The following is a 15,109-nucleotide window of genomic DNA, read 5'->3' on the forward strand; positions in this document are numbered from 1 at the left end:
TGTGAGGTTTTAGCCGAACAACCGCCGGACACTTTTCGGGAATTTACCCCGATACCCCGATTTGATCAGGCGAATTCCATGATCACAGCATCGACGGCTAGGCTTTCGCCCGGCTTGGCGTTGATCTTGCCGATAACCAGATCACGTTCGGCGCGCAGGACATTTTCCATCTTCATCGCCTCGACGATGGCGAGCGTCTCGCCTGCCTTGACCTCCTGACCCTCGGCAACGGCGATTGACACGACAAGGCCAGGCATGGGGCAGAGCAGTAGTTTCGACGTGTCGGGCGGCAATTTTATCGGCATGAGCTTGTCGAGCTCTGCCTGGCGCGGCGTAAACACCTTGGCTCTGACGGATAGGCCTTGCCAATCGATGCGCAAGCCGTTCAAGACGGAACGGATCTGCACAGTCAGTTTGCGGCTGCCCACCGTACCGGTCCAGACAGCGTCGCCGGGGCGCCAGTCGGTTGCAACAGTCATGGTCTTGCCGTCTATCCGCATGTCCATCTCGAAGGGAATGGTTACTACACCTTCGAGCAGCGCGACCGGCAGGTAATCCGCGCCGAGTTTGACGATCCAGTTTTCCCGCAACGGTCCGGCCGCGGGACGCAAACGGTCGCCATAGCGCTCGCGGCGGCTGGCTTCGATCAGGCCGCAGGAAAGAGCGACGGCTGCCAGCAAGGCTGTCTGCTCCTCGTCCGGAGCCACAGGCGCGAAACCATCAGGATATTCCTCGGCAATGAATCCGGTGGAGAGGCGGCCGTCACGCCAGCGTGGATGCTTCATCAGCGCCGAGAGGAAAGGCATGTTGTGCTCGATTCCATCGACGACGAAGCCGTCCAGGGCTTCTCCCATCGCTTCGATCGCTTTCAGCCTGGTTGGAGCCCAGGTGCAGAGCTTGGCGATCATCGGATCGTAATACATGGAGATCTCGGCGCCTTCGAAGACGCCGGTATCGTTGCGCACGACCGACGTTTCCGTCTTGCCCTCGCGCGGCGGCCGATAGCGCGTCAGGCGGCCGATCGACGGCAGGAAGTTGCGATAAGGATCCTCGGCATAGAGGCGGCTTTCGATCGCCCAGCCATCGAGCTTGATATCCGCCTGCTTGAACGGCAGCCTGTCACCCGCGGCGATGTGGATCATCTGCTCGACCAGATCGATGCCGGTCACCAGCTCCGTTACCGGATGCTCGACCTGCAGGCGGGTGTTCATTTCGAGGAAATAGAAGTTTCTGTCGCGATCGACGATGAATTCGACCGTGCCGGCACTTTGGTAATCCACGGCCTTGGCCAGCGCCACGGATTGTTCGCCCATGGCTTTGCGTGTCGCTTCGTCAAGGAAAGGCGAGGGCGCTTCTTCTACGACCTTCTGGTTTCTGCGCTGGATGGAGCACTCGCGTTCGCCAAGATAGACGACATTGCCATGGGAGTCCGCCAGTACCTGGATTTCGATATGGCGGGGATCGACGACGAATTTCTCGATGAAGACGCGGTCGTCGCCGAAGGAGCTTTTTGCCTCCGAACGGGCGCGCTCGAAGCCGTCGCGCACTTCGTCCTTGCTCCAGGCGATGCGCATGCCCTTGCCGCCGCCGCCGGCAGATGCCTTGATCATGACCGGATAGCCGATTTCGCCGGCGATCCTCTCGGCGTGATCGGCGTCGTCGATAATGCCGAGATAGCCGGGAACGGTCGACACCTTGGCGGCATTGGCGAATTTCTTCGATTCGATCTTGTCGCCCATGGCTTCGATCGCCTTCGGCTTCGGGCCGATGAAGACGATGCCTTCCTTCTCCAGCGCTGCGCAGAAGGAGGCGCGCTCGGAGAGAAAGCCGTAACCCGGGTGAACGGCCTCGGCGCCCGTCTGTTTGCAGGCGGCGATGATCTTGTCGGCAACGAGATAGCTTTCGGCGGCGGGAGGTGGGCCGATATGGACGGCTTCATCGGCCATTTCGACATGCAGGGCATCCCGGTCGGCATCGGAATAGACGGCGACCGTGAGGATGCCCATCCGGCGCGCGGTCTTGATCACGCGGCAGGCGATCTCGCCGCGGTTGGCGATCAGGATTTTCTTGAACATGCAATCTCCGCCCAAATACTCTATTCAGTCAGTGTTTTAGCCATAAATTGCGTCGGCGGTCCATGCGCAAGATATTTGCGCTCACGCCGCCTTCTCCAATCTTGACTGAACGCGTTCCCGCCAGATGATGAAGAGGCCGGAGCCGACGATGATTGATATGCCGATCCATTTGGAAAGATTGGGAAAGTCGCCGAAGACCGCATAACCGAGCAGGGTAGCGGAAATGATCTCGAAATATTGGAACGGGGCAAGCAGTGAGAGCGGCGCCAACCGGAAAGCCCTGACGACAAGCATGTGCGCATAGCCTGAAATCGAGCCCAGGATCAGCAGCAGGACAAGCCCGAGCGCCGAGGTCGGGAGGGAAGGTTCAAAATCGGCGACGCCGGCGGATGTGCCGGCAAAGAGAGCGAATGCCATGAACAAAGTGCCGCCGGCACCCGCCATGATCTGCATCGTCAGCGGCGAATCCGCTTCGCCGACGGCGCGGTTCATGAAGAGATAGAGCGCATAAAGAAAAGCGCAGGCCACAGGCAGCAATGCCTTCAGTCCGAAGATCGCAAAACTGGGCTGGATGACGATCAGCGCGCCGCCGAAGCCGATGACAATCGCAAGCCAGCGCCTCCAGCCGACCTTGTCGCCGAGAAACAGGGCCGAAAGTGCCGTCAGCATGAAAGGTTCGACGAAATAAATGGCAAAAACATCGGCCAGCGGCATGTATTTGACCGCCGCGAAGAAGAGCAGGCTGGCAGCGCCATGCAGGGCGCCTCGCAGCAGGTTCATCCATGGACGCTTTGCCGAGATTACCGACCTCCCGGCTGCGGTCACCAGCAGCGGCAGCATGCAGACGAGCTGAAAGAAGAAGCGATAGAAGGTCACCTGGCCGGGCGACATGGCTTCGAAACTCGCCATGTATTTGGCGATCGCGTCCATCGTCGGCAGCAGGATCATGGCGCTTGCCATGATCGTCATGCCTCTGAGCGGATTCTTTTGTGTGGGAACGGCGGAAGAGACGGGCATGCGCGAACATCAATCACAGGAAAGGCGTGCAATCAAGGCGCGATCAGGAGCGATGGCGAAGGGCGGAAGCGACCATCCAAAAATGTCACACTTTTCCAATTGGGACAGATCGCGAGGGCGGGATGACGCCCTTAGACCTATCTCGCGCTTTGGAAACGGCTAAAACATGAATGCGCCGCACAAAATCGCCGGCGCGACCAGGAAAGGGATCGCACCGATGTTCAAGCCAGAACAAGAGACGACCGTTTTTTCGGATGAAGGCGGCGACACGCTTGGCGGGCGCCTGTCCATGGCCCGCGATGCCGCGGGAATCAGTCTCGAAATGCTGGCCAGTCAGCTTGGCGTCAGCGAAGAGACGATGCTGGCGTGGGAATCCGACCGCGCCGAACCCACGTCATCCGCTCTCGTCAAAATGTCCGCTCTTTTCGATGTTTCTCCGGCGTGGCTCATGACCGGGTCGGGGGATGGACCGGGAGAGGACAGCGACCAGCGCGCGCTGGAAGCGGTCAGAAATGAACTTTCGCGGCTGCGGACGGCCTATCAGGAGATCGGGCGGCTGATCGAGACGACGACCCGACAACTGGAGCGGCTCGATCATCAGATCCGATTGCGAAATCTCAGCAAGGACGTGGCACACTGAGCCATGCGCAATTCGCGATGGCAGCGTCAAGTTTGCAAGCATTGGAGATAAAAAGAAAAAACCCGCCGAAGCGGGTTTTTCTGTGCCATTTGGTGCGGTCGAGAAGACTCGAACTTCCACGGGTTGCCCCACAGCGACCTCAACGCTGCGCGTCTACCAATTCCGCCACGACCGCATCGTGGTAGGCCGGATTGCTCCGGCGCGGCTGCATGTAGCAAAAGCATTCGGGGGGCACAAGAGCGATATGTCAGTTTTTTTAAATTCCTTCACAGCGCCTCCGATTGCACCCGTCAGAATACGGTGGAAACGCCTTAGATGTTTGAATTCTCGCCCGAATAGCGCCATATCTGGACAACCCGCCGGCACGCAGGATTTCCACAAGTGCGGCCTGCGGCGCGCAAAGGACCGCTGTATGCTTCGCACCGAACTTTCTCACCAAATGTTTCCCGTTCAAGGTACGCCCCCCGTTCGCTGGCGGATCAGCGACGGTCTCGTGCCCTATGAAGAGGCCGTTGCCGCAATGGAAGCGGAAGTGGCCGCGATTGCCGAGGGACAAGCGCCGGAGCTCGTCTGGCTGGTCGAACATCCGCCGCTTTATACAGCAGGCACCAGCGCCAACGCAGCCGATCTCATCGAGCCGGATCGATTTCCGGTTTTCGCGACCGGGCGCGGCGGCGAATATACGTATCACGGGCCGGGCCAGCGTGTGGCCTATGTCATGCTGAACCTGAAGTGTCGGCGGCAGGATATCCGCGCTTTCGTCGGCGCGCTCGAAGAAGTCATCATCCGCACGCTCGAATCGATGAATGTCCGCGGCGAACGGCGTGAGGATAGAGTCGGCGTCTGGGTCAGGCGTCCGGAAAAGCCGATCCTGCCCGACGGCACCATGGCGGAGGACAAGATTGCGGCGCTCGGCATCCGCGTGCGCAAATGGGTGACGTTTCATGGCCTGTCGCTGAACGTCGATCCTGATCTCGGGCATTTCACCGGTATCATTCCCTGCGGAATCTCGGCCTATGGCGTCACCAGCCTGGTCGATCTCGGTCTGCCGGTCATGATGGCGGATGTCGATATCCGTCTCCGCGACGCGTTCGAGCAGGTCTTCGGCGAAACGGCCCGCGACCGTTAAGGCAATTCCGGGAAAAGCTGGCAGATCCAGGCATTTTGCCCGATCGCCAAAGCGCCGGTTTGCATCGTGTCGCTCTCGACGGTCGCCAGGTTTCCACGACCATGATCGGCCGTCACGATGCATCAAGCTTTCACAGGATTGATTCTCGTGCTTCTTCTGTAGGCAATCCAGCCTCCGCCGGTCCGTCACGCTTCGATTCCGCCAAGCGCTCCATCTCGGCTTCCGCCTCCAGAAGATAGTGAAGCTCTTGGTCGCTGAGAATATTGTCGCGATTGTTATGCGAGGTCATCCGATTAGCTCCTTGACCTCTGCAGGCGAGAGTATGTCATCTCTCCCAGCCGTTGGCGCCTACGGGTTCGGGTAGCCAACGGTATATCGAACCTACGCCCTTCAGACAGTTCTGGCGAATCATTTCGGATCGCCGACGAGGGACAGCCATTTGCAGATCCGATAGCTGATTTTTCATTTGCCCAAGAAAAATGCCCTGGAAGGGAGAGCATCCAGGGCATAGAGAGGGGAACTGCCATAAGGAGAGTAGGGCGATGTGCCCGCACTTCAAGGTCCGAACTCACGGCAGGTTGCATTGCGCCGACAATCGCGCCTTCAACTCGCGAAACAGTGATCGTGAGTGGCAAACCGTCCCGTCCCCCGCTGCTTTTTCGGGCGGGATGACAAGAGTATCTTCATCGTGAGAAACCGGGCGAGCCGCAACTGCCTTGCCATCCGGGCGTGGAGCGTCCGCGAATCTGCTCTACGTCAGCGATACAAATTGGTGGCAAATGCATCGCTGGACCGCGAACAGCGGGACGAAGACTGGCGTCGGGCCACATCGAAGCCGTACCATTACCTGCGGTTGATTCCGGAGCGCCAATGGACCGCCACCAACGGTTGCCTATCAAGCCAAGTCACTCTTTTCGATCGCTATTTTTGTACAGTCTCCGTTCATCTTCGTCCGCATATGGTATGTTCCGTCGCCCCAAAAATCGCGCGTCGATTGACAATCGATAGGGACGATACGATTAATAGTTTCGACATTCGTCATAGAGCGGAGGAAATGCCAATGACAAGTCGTGCCATTCTGTTGATGTCTCTCGCGTCTCTCACAGTTGTAGGCTCGATGGGCCTCGCTTCTTCGGCTTCTGCGCTAACCATGAAAGAGTGCAGTGCCAAATATCAGGCCGCCAAAACCGCTGGTACCTTGAACGGCCAGAAGTGGAACGACTTCCGCGCAACACAGTGCAGCGCCGATGCCAGCGCTACGACTGCTCCGGCAACGACCGCACCAGCGGCCACAACGCCGCCCAAGACGGCGAAGACGACCGCTGCTGCCAAGGTCGACGCCAGCGAGCCTGACGCCACCAAGCCGCCGGCAGCAGAACCGGCAAAGCCTACAACGGCTGCTCCGGCCGGCGTAACCTTCCCCGCAAAGGTTGATCCGAAATATGCTACCGAGACGCCTGGCAAGGGCCGCTTCCACACCTGCGTGGACGCATACAATGCCGCCAAAGCCAGCAATTCGCTCGGCGGCCTGAAGTGGATCCAGAAGGGCGGCGGCTATTACAGCCTCTGCAATTCCAAGCTCAAGGGCTGATCTTGGATTGATCCTTTATGAGCGGGCGCCTTTCTGGCGCCCGTTTCCTTTTGCGGGGCTCAGTGCCGCATCTTCTCCCATTTCTTCACAAGTCGGTCACGCTTGAGCTTGGAAAGCCGCTGAAGCCAGAAAACGCCGTTCAGCTGGTCGATCTCGTGCTGGATGCAGATGGCCAGAAAGTCCTGCGCCTCTGCCTCGTGTACTTCGCCGGCAATATCCTGATAGCGGAAGCGGACGGATTTCGGCCTGACGACCTCTTCGGCCGATCCGGGCATGGAAACGCTGCCTTCCATGTGCCGCATGGTCTCTTCCGACGACCACAGAATCTCCGGATTGATGTAGGTGCGCACGCCGTCTTCCCGACTGAGTTCGATCACGACGACACGCTTGAGGACACCGATATGCGGACCGGTGATGCCGACGCCGGGCGCGGCCCTCATCGTATCCAGCAGGTCGCCGACGAGCAGACGCAGATCGTCATCGAAGACGGTCACCGGGGTACAAGCGGTTCGCAGCAGCGGATCGGGGAAGCGGATGATCGGGCGGGGCGGCACTTTGGTCTCCATTGGTGAAATAAAATGCGCTGAAGGAGCGGGAATACGAATGGCGCAGTCCCGCGATCGCCCGCGATAAATTGATAGGAAATATGAGCGGTTTCGTCTATCTGGTTGCTAATATTGATTTTCCTTTACAACGCCGTGCGTCACTGCAATGCGCAAAGGCGCTCCAGTATTTTAAAACTGCTGCATAATTTTATCCTTAAACTGCATTGTTAACTCTAGAATCGCCAGCCTTGGCCGTCGCCACGGATTGACGAAACGGACGCATCGCATTTGGAGATTCTGCGATGCCGGCGCGCGTCGGCCAGAAATTGACTATTACGTAAAAGTCAATATTATGCTGAGCGGCAGATAGGGGCAGATTCTTGGTTGACGGATATTATAGCATAACGGAGCTCACGCGGGAATTCGGGGTTTCGACCCGGACGTTGAGGTTCTATGAGGACGAGGGCCTCATCCATCCGGAGCGCAAGGGGCGCACGCGCCTGTTCCGGCCCGCCGACCGACGCCTTATCGCCGAAATCCTGCGCGGCCGCCGTATCGGCTTCACCATTGCCGAAATCCGCGAGATCATTCAGGTCTACAAAGAGCCTCCGGGCGAAATCGGCCAGCTGAAGCTGCTGATGAAACGTGTTGACGAAAAGCGCGATGAATTGCGTCAGAAACGCAAGGATATCGACGATACGCTGAGCGAACTCGATAACGTCGAGGAAGCTTGTCTCGGACGGCTGGCTGAAATCGGCGTCGGGACGTGATCGGCTACAGGCTTGTTGCTCGTCAAAGCCAGCGGCGCGTGCGCTTGCAGTAAAATTCGAATTCGCAGCCGAATCGCGACAGAAGATGCATCTCTTCACAGCGGATGACGAGCAAGGTCGTCAAAGCAGCTGCCACCGCCCCCATAGCGAGAAACCAGAGATTGCCGATCAGCAGGCCGAAGCCGGCGGTCAGCAGGGTATAGCCGAGATAGGTTGGATTGCGGGTGAAGCGAAAGGGGCCGGTGGTTACCAGATGGGCTGAACAGCGTTGTGTTAAGACGGTCGTGCGGCGTTCCAGCAGCGTCTTGACGGCCCAGACATTCAATGTCACCGCGAAGGCGGTCAGGAGCGCGCCAACCACCCAGGAAGCAAGCGCCCAAATGAAGGGCAAGGGCAGCGGATACGATCGCTGCAGGTACAGCGCCGCGACAACGGCGAGGCTATAGAGCAGTGGCGGCCACGGAAAACTCAGCGACTTCGAACGATAGGCATTCATAGAATAACCCTGTCATTGCGCTTCATCCGTGCATTGTATCGCGATTCGGCTCACGCGTTCATCGCTATCTGCTTTGATCGCTCCAGATTCCAGCGGCTTGAAGAGATTCTGGGCCTGCAGCTTGTCGAGCGTACATTGGCAGAAGCTGCGGCACATGGTTTCGCTGCCCGATCGCGTGCATGATGCCACGCATTGCCTGATGTAGCCGACGGTAGGATCCTGCGGCGGTGCGGGCGCGGCCAGCGACAGAAGATAGACAAGGCTGAACAGCACCGGCTGGTGGATCAGATAGAATATGAGGCTATGGCGGCCGGCGCGGGCGATGAGATTGCGGCCGGGACCGAATTTCGCCAGGCGCTCGAGCCAGCCGAAGGATGTGGTCAATTGCGCGATACCGAGACCGAACAGGAATGGCGTCAGCCACGGGAAGAGGGGCACATAATCGTTCGAACGCTGGATGTTTTCCGAAAGTCCGACCCACCACAGCCAAGGTGCGTCAAAAAACGTGGAGTGCAGCGACAGAGGTGCGATAACATTGTCGACCACGATGCCGGCCGCGAGCAATGCGGCGATCAGAAGCGTAGCAAATGCCGGCAAGCGCAGGAACAGAAGCCCGATGAAGCTTGCCGCCGCGATGCTATGCAATATGCCGAAGAATATCCATTCGTCGCGCATGCCGATGAAAGTGACGATCGAGATCGCGGCCGCGGCGGCCACGATCATGCCCAGGCGACGCCAATAGGACCGCCAGCGGATTTCCGGCGTATTGGCCAGCACGAGGCTGAAGCCAGCCAGGAACAGGAAAGTGCTGGCGATGGCGCGGGCGTAAAATTTCAGCCAGCCGGTTTCCGCCGTGCCGGAGTCGAGGTAGCCGAAAAACTCGAAATCCCAGGTGCAGTGATAGCTCGCCATGGCAAGGAGGGCGATGCCGCGCGCCGTATCCAGAATGCCGATGCGAGGTCTCTTTTGCGGAGCATCGGCGCTCTCGGCGATGGCGGCCATTACGGGGTCCTTCCAGGCATGAATTCAAATTTTACGCCGGTCGAGCCGGCGCGGCCCTGTCATGGCATATCGCCGTCCATGATGGCCAGACGGGCATCCGAAAAAAACTGCCGCCGGATCAGCACGACGATGATGAAGATCGTCGTCACCATGAACACGTAGGGGCTCAGGAACCAGCCGAGATAACCGATAGACAGGAAGATCGCCCTCAGGCCGGCATTGAAATTGCGGGCTGCGATGATGTTCATGCGCACCACCCGCTCTGCGGCTCGCTCCGCGCCCAGCGGATCGAGAATGGCTTCCTCGCGCATCGGCAGCGAACCGAAAAGAATGGTGCAATAGTTGAACAGGCGATAGGCCCAGCCGAATTTGAAGAAAGCATAGCCGAACAGGCAAGCAAGTCCCGCCACCTTGATCTCGAAAGCGGCGCGGCCGCCATTGAGGATGAACGGCAAGTCGGAGAAGAACGCATTGACCTTGTCGGTGGCGCCGAGCAGCGCAAAGCAGCTGCCGATGGCGAAGATCGAAGTGGAGGCGAAGAAGCCCGTGCCGTTCTGCAGGCCCGAGAGGATTTGGGTATCGATCATCTTCAGATCGCGGCGCAATGAATTGTGGATCCATTCGCGCCGGCGCTCGTTCATCGCCAGCGTCAGGCTGGTGCGATTGAAAAAGCGGGCGCTGGTAGTGATCCAGTTCAGCGCGACCCAGAGAAAGATGAAAAGGGCGAGGGCGACGTAGTCGGCAGTCGTCATATAGGGAAATTCTCCAGATCGGTCCGATGCGGACTCTATCTCAGGACGGGCGGCGCGCAATGGCCTTCTGTTTGCTTCCCCAATGCCTATATGTAATGTCGCTGCCATGAAATCCGATGTCGGCCAATCGCCATGCAAGCTTACTGCGATAGCGTAGCTTTGCCGGAAAACGATTTGCCTGGAGGCACCAAAGGTCCATGTTTCTTTCCGTTTTCGATGTGTTCAAGATCGGTGTGGGGCCGTCCAGCTCGCATACGATGGGGCCGATGTCGGCCGCGAATCGGTTCCTGGACCTGCTGCTGTCGAACGAGTGGCCGCGTCCGTCCTCGAACGTGCACGTCGAGTCGATCAAGGTCAGCCTGCACGGATCGCTGGCTCATACGGGCATCGGCCATGGCACGGGCAGGGCCGTCATTCTCGGCCTGATGGGCGAAAAGCCCGACAGCGTCGATCCGGACCATATGGATGGCATCATCGACGAGGTCGAGCGCAGCGGGCGCATAACGCCTCCCGGCCATCCGGCCTATCAATTCCAGCCCAAAACCGACCTCATTTTCGACAAGAAGGTGCCGCTGCCGGGCCATGCCAACGGCATGAGCTTCTCCGCCTTCGACAAGGACGATCGCCTGCTCCTCAAGCGCATCTACTATTCCGTCGGCGGCGGCTTTGTCGTCACCGATACGGAACTGGAGCAGATGAAGGCCGACAGGAAAAAGCCGGCTGCGGCGGGCGAACGCGTTCCGTTCCCCTTCGCCAGCGCCAAGCAGATGCTTGAGATGTCCGAGCGCTCCGGTCTTTCGATCGCGCAGATGAAGCGCGCCAATGAAGAGATGCACATGAGCGCCGAGGAGCTCGATGCGGGCCTCGACCGCATCTGGGCCGCAATGAGCAGCTGCATCGACCGCGGCCTCAAGGTGGACGGCATCATGCCGGGCGGCCTGAAGGTGCGCCGGCGAGCGCGCGCCATTCATGACAAATTACAGGAAGAGTGGCGCAGCAACCGCATCAATCCGCTGCTCGCCAACGATTGGCTCAGCGTCTACGCCATGGCCGTTAACGAGGAGAATGCGGCCGGCGGGCGCGTCGTGACGGCGCCGACCAATGGCGCTGCCGGCGTCATCCCGGCGACGATCCGCTACTATCAGCATTTCCATGAGGATTGGGATCAGGATGGCATCCGCAACTATCTGCTGACGGCTGCCGCCGTTGGCGGCATCATCAAGCACAATGCCTCGATTTCCGGCGCGGAAGTCGGCTGTCAGGGCGAGGTGGGCTCGGCGGCCGCGATGGCGGCTGCGGGCCTTGCTGCCGTGATGGGCGCGACGCCTGAGCAGATCGAAAATGCCGCGGAAATTGCGCTGGAACATCATCTCGGTATGACCTGCGATCCGATCGCCGGCCTCGTTCAGGTGCCTTGCATCGAGCGCAACGCCCTCGGTGCCGTCAAGGCCGTCACCGCCGCCTCGCTTGCGATCAAGGGTGACGGCCGGCATTTCGTGCCGCTCGACGCCTGCATCGAAACCATGCGCCAGACCGGTCACGACATGAGCGAGAAATACAAGGAAACCTCGACCGGCGGCCTCGCGGTGAATGTCGTTGAATGCTGAGTGTGGACGCCTGATCTAAAAGCTTGACGCTGCCGGCCAAAAGGACTTCAACGGCATCCATGGCTTTGCATCTCATCAAATTGTGCGTCGGCGCGGATTCGATCGAGGATCTGCGCGAATGGGTTTCCGAGCGGGCGATGAACGCCATTGCCGCCGGGCTGGAGCCGCATACGACCCATACGACGCGCATGGTGCCGAAACGGGTGGAAGAACTGCTGGACGGCGGCTCGCTCTATTGGGTGATCAAGGGGCAGGTGCAGGCACGGCAGAAATTGCTTGGCATCGAGACCTTCGCCGATGCGGAAGGCATTCAGCGCTGCCGGCTTATCCTCGACCCGAGCGTCATCGAGACGACGGGGCAGCCTCGGCGCCCGTTTCAGGGCTGGCGCTATCTGCCGCAGGAAGACGTGCCGCGCGATCTCGACAGCCTGGGTGCCGCGGCGGAATTGCCCGCCGATCTGCGGCGGGAACTTTCCGAACTCGGTCTGCTGTAGGGCACCTGCTCAGAGCGGTTCTGCTTGGAGCAAAACCTTATCGAACCGCTCCATCCCATTATTTTCACGCGATTTCAGATAGAAAGCCGCGCAGCGGTTTTCCAGGGCGGCCCTAACGCAGCCGCATCATGATCGGCGCACGGCCGGTCGGGGCCGCAATATGCAGATGAATGTTCGCTTCAGGCTGCGAATAACGCCATGCACGCGCACCGTGGCAAAGCAGTATGCCAATCAGATCTTTCGTCTTGTGGCGCGCGCGAGAACGGCTGAGACCCAGATCCGCCAGCCGCATTGCCGCTTCATGCAGCGGATGAAGAGCGAAGCCCTTCGGTTTCATCTTGCTCCCGCCATCGAGCGAGAAACCGGGAAAGTTCTCGTTCATTGCCATTTCAAAACCCCGTACACGTTACAAACTCAGGGCCGGCCCGTTTGACATTCGGTGCCGGAAGGTCGGGCACCCTTCGGAAAGGCCCGACCGGTACTCGGATCATGCCGCGCCGAATGGCTTGGCCGCATTCCTATTCCATGCTGGCCCAGCATTTCACGCCGGCTCGCTTGAGCGCCTTGCACGCATTGATCGCCTCGCTCTGATCTTCGAAACCGCCGAAACGGGCGCGATAACCGCCATCGAAGGCAACTGCATAGGGCTTGGCCGCGCGCAGGGCTTTGCCGCCCTTGTTCTTGGCCGTATCGAGCAGGTCGGTTGCGCCATCCTTGCTGGAGGCAACGCCGATCTGAACGACCCAGCCGGCCGGCTCGCGTTCAGCCTTCGCGGCCTTTTCGGACTTCTCGGCCCGCTGCAGCTTGACGAGTTTCGTATCGCTCTTGGTCGTCGATGCCGTCGTTACGGTATCGACTTCGTCCTCATCGGCATCGTCAGAAGATGCAGCCGATGCGGCTTCGTCATAAGCGGGATGTTGAGCAGGCTTTGCGGCAAGCAGCGGATTGCCGGACTGCGGCGTGACTGCCGCGAAGGCTGCAGCGCTGGACGGACGAGCATCGGCGATCTCCGCCGTCTCGTCATTTTTGACCTTCGCGGTGGTAACGTCCGCCATGCGCGTGCTTGCAGCCTGGACATCGGGCGCGGTGGCCGGCCCATGAGCGATCACGTTGTTTGCAATATGCTTCGTCGATGCAACGGGCAAATAGGTCGCGATCAGCTTGCGCATCTGGTTATCGCGAGCCGGTGTCGAAGCGCCGCCGAGGACGACACCGACAATGGAGCGTCCGTCGATCTTGACGGAGGTTGCGAGATTGTAGCCCGCAGCACGCGTATAGCCCGTCTTGATGCCATCGACACCGCGCACCGAACCGAGCAGATGGTTATGGCCCGGTATGACGCGATTGCCGAGTTTGAAGCTCGCTTCGGAAAAGAAGCCGTAATATTGCGGGAAATGCTCACGCAGGGCGATACCGAGGCGAGCCTGGTCACGCGCCGTCGTCATCTGGGCGGTATTCGGCAGGCCGTTGGGATTGCGATAAGTCGTGCGTGTCATGCCGAGCGCCCGCGCCTTGTCGTTCATCATGCGGGCAAAGCCCTCTTCCGAACCGCCGAGCATTTCGCCAAGCGCCATCGCGGCATCATTGGCAGACTTGGTAACGATGCCAAGGATCGCCTCGCGGACGGTCACGGACCGGCCGGCACCGATACCGAGCTTCGTGGGTGCCTGGGCGGCGGCATTCCTGGAAAACACGACGGGCGTATCGAGAGTGATGCGTCCGGCTTCAAGCGCTTCGAAGGTCAGATAGACCGTCATCATCTTGGTCAGCGAGGCGGGATAGTGCAGCGTGTCGGCATTTTCGCTGTAGAGAACATTGCCTGTATTGGCATCGATGACGATGCCGGCATATTTCGGGCCGGCGGCATTCGCGTCAATAACGGTCACGGTGACCGCCGCCGCCGCGATCGAAAAACCAAGGATCGCTCTCGCCAGAATCTTACCGGTTTGAGACGACGAAACGGAAAGAATGGATCTGGACACTAAATTACTCTCTGCTTGCATTTACATTCTCGATTATCAGGCCGCCGCCTCCATGAAGGGCCATTCCGTTCGAATGTAGAGGTTTAGCGTTACCAATCGGTTTATGATGAACAGTTGGTTTCAGGTTTCCGCGTCATTTTAGCGGCCGCCCGCAGCCGTCACCGCCAGCTCGGTATTATCTACAAGGCGCATCTTGACGAAATTCCGGACGGCGGCGTCCATGGCGCGCCAATCTCCGAGCTGATTGCTGGAAAAGCGATAGAGAACACTCAAATCCTTGCCGGCCTTGACGTCCCTTTGACAATCGCCGCTGGTCGCCATTGCCGGCGAAGGAGGAAGGAGGCAGCGCACCACGTAATCCGGCTCGCCGGGCCGCTGCGCCGTCAGGAGGACTTCGCCGTTATAGCCGGCATCCGCACGCAGCCGATGCGCCGTCAGGCCGAAGGGACCGGCATGGGCTGCCCCATCCATCAATTGCGAATAGATCGGCTCAAGCCGGCCGGACATGTCGCGGGACATCGTGCTCTGGCTGATCTGCAGGAAGATCAGCGAGGAGGATTGCGAGATATCGTCGAAACGCATCCGATCGGCCTCGCTGTAGCCCTGCATCTGGGGCCAGGTCAGATAGAGATCGACACGCTCAGCCGCGCCGTCCATGCGCTCGCTCGGGAAGCGGATGGTGTTTGCGGCCAGACGCATCGTGTCTTCGCCGACCGTAACGGAGATGGGCTTGGTATCCGTCGTGTGGCCGGCCAGCGAAATCTTACCGCCAATCCAGTGGCCGCCTATGGATATGGCGACGGTAAGGGCGGCCAGAACGACAATCCCTGCCACGAGCCGGTAGACAAAGCCGCTCGATATCAGCGGTCTTTCCTCGATCATTGCAGCGGATGACAGAGAGGGAGCCATACTCTTGCCTTCATTTCCTTGCGCCCCAGCTGCCATCATCGATGGCAAAGCTGCCCGGCGCCTGACTTTTTTGAGTCTTGCTGGAAATGATGATTGGCGC

The 15,109-nt window shown here is 59.5% G+C and carries 16 protein-coding genes and 1 tRNA gene; 6 read left to right on the forward strand and 11 right to left on the reverse strand.

The genetic code is table 11. From position 1 onward, the window contains the following. Positions 1-65: 65 nt before the first annotated feature. Together Q4Q11_RS07585 and Q4Q11_RS07590 are read right to left on the reverse strand one after the other, a co-directional pair. Complete coding sequence (locus Q4Q11_RS07585; RefSeq protein WP_498569119.1) at positions 66-2,075, reverse strand: acetyl-CoA carboxylase biotin carboxylase subunit; 2,010 nt, start codon at positions 2,073-2,075, stop codon at positions 66-68. Between the two features lie 81 nt (positions 2,076-2,156). Continuing rightward, complete coding sequence (locus Q4Q11_RS07590) at positions 2,157-3,092, reverse strand: DMT family transporter (RefSeq protein WP_498569120.1); 936 nt, start codon at positions 3,090-3,092, stop codon at positions 2,157-2,159. 217 nt (positions 3,093-3,309) lie between these two features. Here Q4Q11_RS07590 and Q4Q11_RS07595 point away from each other — a divergent pair, with 217 nt between their 5' ends. After that, positions 3,310-3,732: a helix-turn-helix transcriptional regulator gene (locus Q4Q11_RS07595; protein WP_112512451.1), complete on the forward strand. Its 423-nt coding sequence runs from the start codon at positions 3,310-3,312 to the stop codon at positions 3,730-3,732. A gap of 90 nt (positions 3,733-3,822) precedes the next feature. Here the strand turns inward: Q4Q11_RS07595 and Q4Q11_RS07600 are convergent. Next, positions 3,823-3,907, reverse strand: a tRNA-Leu gene (locus Q4Q11_RS07600). A gap of 237 nt (positions 3,908-4,144) precedes the next feature. Here Q4Q11_RS07600 and lipB point away from each other — a divergent pair. Next, complete coding sequence (gene lipB, locus Q4Q11_RS07605) at positions 4,145-4,861, forward strand: lipoyl(octanoyl) transferase LipB (protein ID WP_112512445.1); 717 nt, start codon at positions 4,145-4,147, stop codon at positions 4,859-4,861. A 130-nt stretch (positions 4,862-4,991) separates the two neighbouring features. Here the strand turns inward: lipB and Q4Q11_RS07610 are convergent, their stop codons facing one another. Next, positions 4,992-5,150: a hypothetical protein gene (locus Q4Q11_RS07610; protein ID WP_498569121.1), complete on the reverse strand. Its 159-nt coding sequence runs from the start codon at positions 5,148-5,150 to the stop codon at positions 4,992-4,994. A 771-nt stretch (positions 5,151-5,921) separates the two neighbouring features. Here Q4Q11_RS07610 and Q4Q11_RS07615 point away from each other — a divergent pair. Further along, positions 5,922-6,452, forward strand: coding sequence for a hypothetical protein (locus tag Q4Q11_RS07615; protein ID WP_112512444.1), 531 nt, complete (start codon positions 5,922-5,924; stop codon positions 6,450-6,452). A gap of 59 nt (positions 6,453-6,511) precedes the next feature. Here the strand turns inward: Q4Q11_RS07615 and Q4Q11_RS07620 are convergent, their stop codons facing one another. Then, entirely contained in the window at positions 6,512-7,006 is a 495-nt protein-coding gene (locus Q4Q11_RS07620; RefSeq protein ID WP_498569122.1) for a peptide deformylase, read from the reverse strand. Positions 7,007-7,377: 371 nt separating this feature from the next. Between Q4Q11_RS07620 and Q4Q11_RS07625 the strand changes: the two genes are divergently transcribed. Beyond that, positions 7,378-7,767, forward strand: coding sequence for a MerR family transcriptional regulator (locus Q4Q11_RS07625; RefSeq protein ID WP_112343126.1), 390 nt, complete (start codon positions 7,378-7,380; stop codon positions 7,765-7,767). 22 nt (positions 7,768-7,789) lie between these two features. Here the strand turns inward: Q4Q11_RS07625 and Q4Q11_RS07630 are convergent, their stop codons facing one another. Genes Q4Q11_RS07630 through Q4Q11_RS07640 form a run of 3 tightly spaced genes read right to left on the reverse strand, consistent with a single transcriptional unit; the run spans position 7,790 to position 10,017 of the window. Further along, a complete protein-coding gene (locus tag Q4Q11_RS07630; protein WP_498569123.1) occupies positions 7,790-8,263 on the reverse strand; it encodes a methyltransferase family protein in 474 nt (157 codons plus the stop codon). Positions 8,264-8,275: 12 nt separating this feature from the next. Then, positions 8,276-9,265, reverse strand: a complete 990-nt coding sequence (locus Q4Q11_RS07635; protein WP_112512441.1) for an acetyltransferase domain-containing protein — start codon at positions 9,263-9,265, stop codon at positions 8,276-8,278. Positions 9,266-9,324: 59 nt separating this feature from the next. Beyond that, the gene (locus Q4Q11_RS07640; RefSeq protein WP_112512440.1) at positions 9,325-10,017 is read right to left on the reverse strand and encodes a DUF599 family protein; all 693 of its coding nucleotides are present in this window, start codon (positions 10,015-10,017) and stop codon (positions 9,325-9,327) included. 197 nt (positions 10,018-10,214) lie between these two features. Here Q4Q11_RS07640 and Q4Q11_RS07645 point away from each other — a divergent pair, with 197 nt between their 5' ends. After that, on the forward strand, positions 10,215-11,624 hold the full coding sequence (locus Q4Q11_RS07645; RefSeq protein WP_112512439.1) for an L-serine ammonia-lyase: 1,410 nt from the start codon (positions 10,215-10,217) through the stop codon (positions 11,622-11,624). A 59-nt stretch (positions 11,625-11,683) separates the two neighbouring features. Next, complete coding sequence (locus Q4Q11_RS07650) at positions 11,684-12,118, forward strand: DUF1489 family protein (protein WP_498569124.1); 435 nt, start codon at positions 11,684-11,686, stop codon at positions 12,116-12,118. A 112-nt stretch (positions 12,119-12,230) separates the two neighbouring features. Here the strand turns inward: Q4Q11_RS07650 and Q4Q11_RS07655 are convergent, their stop codons facing one another. From Q4Q11_RS07655 to Q4Q11_RS07665, 3 genes are all read right to left on the reverse strand, one after another. Continuing rightward, on the reverse strand, positions 12,231-12,506 hold the full coding sequence (locus tag Q4Q11_RS07655) for a hypothetical protein (RefSeq protein ID WP_112512437.1): 276 nt from the start codon (positions 12,504-12,506) through the stop codon (positions 12,231-12,233). A gap of 130 nt (positions 12,507-12,636) precedes the next feature. Continuing rightward, positions 12,637-14,121: a serine hydrolase gene (locus Q4Q11_RS07660; RefSeq protein ID WP_498569125.1), complete on the reverse strand. Its 1,485-nt coding sequence runs from the start codon at positions 14,119-14,121 to the stop codon at positions 12,637-12,639. A 117-nt stretch (positions 14,122-14,238) separates the two neighbouring features. Next, entirely contained in the window at positions 14,239-15,009 is a 771-nt protein-coding gene (locus Q4Q11_RS07665) for a hypothetical protein (RefSeq protein WP_498569126.1), read from the reverse strand. Between the last annotated feature and the right edge of the window lie 100 nt (positions 15,010-15,109).

Source organism: Rhizobium sp. UFLA01-1127 (assembly GCF_059803845.1).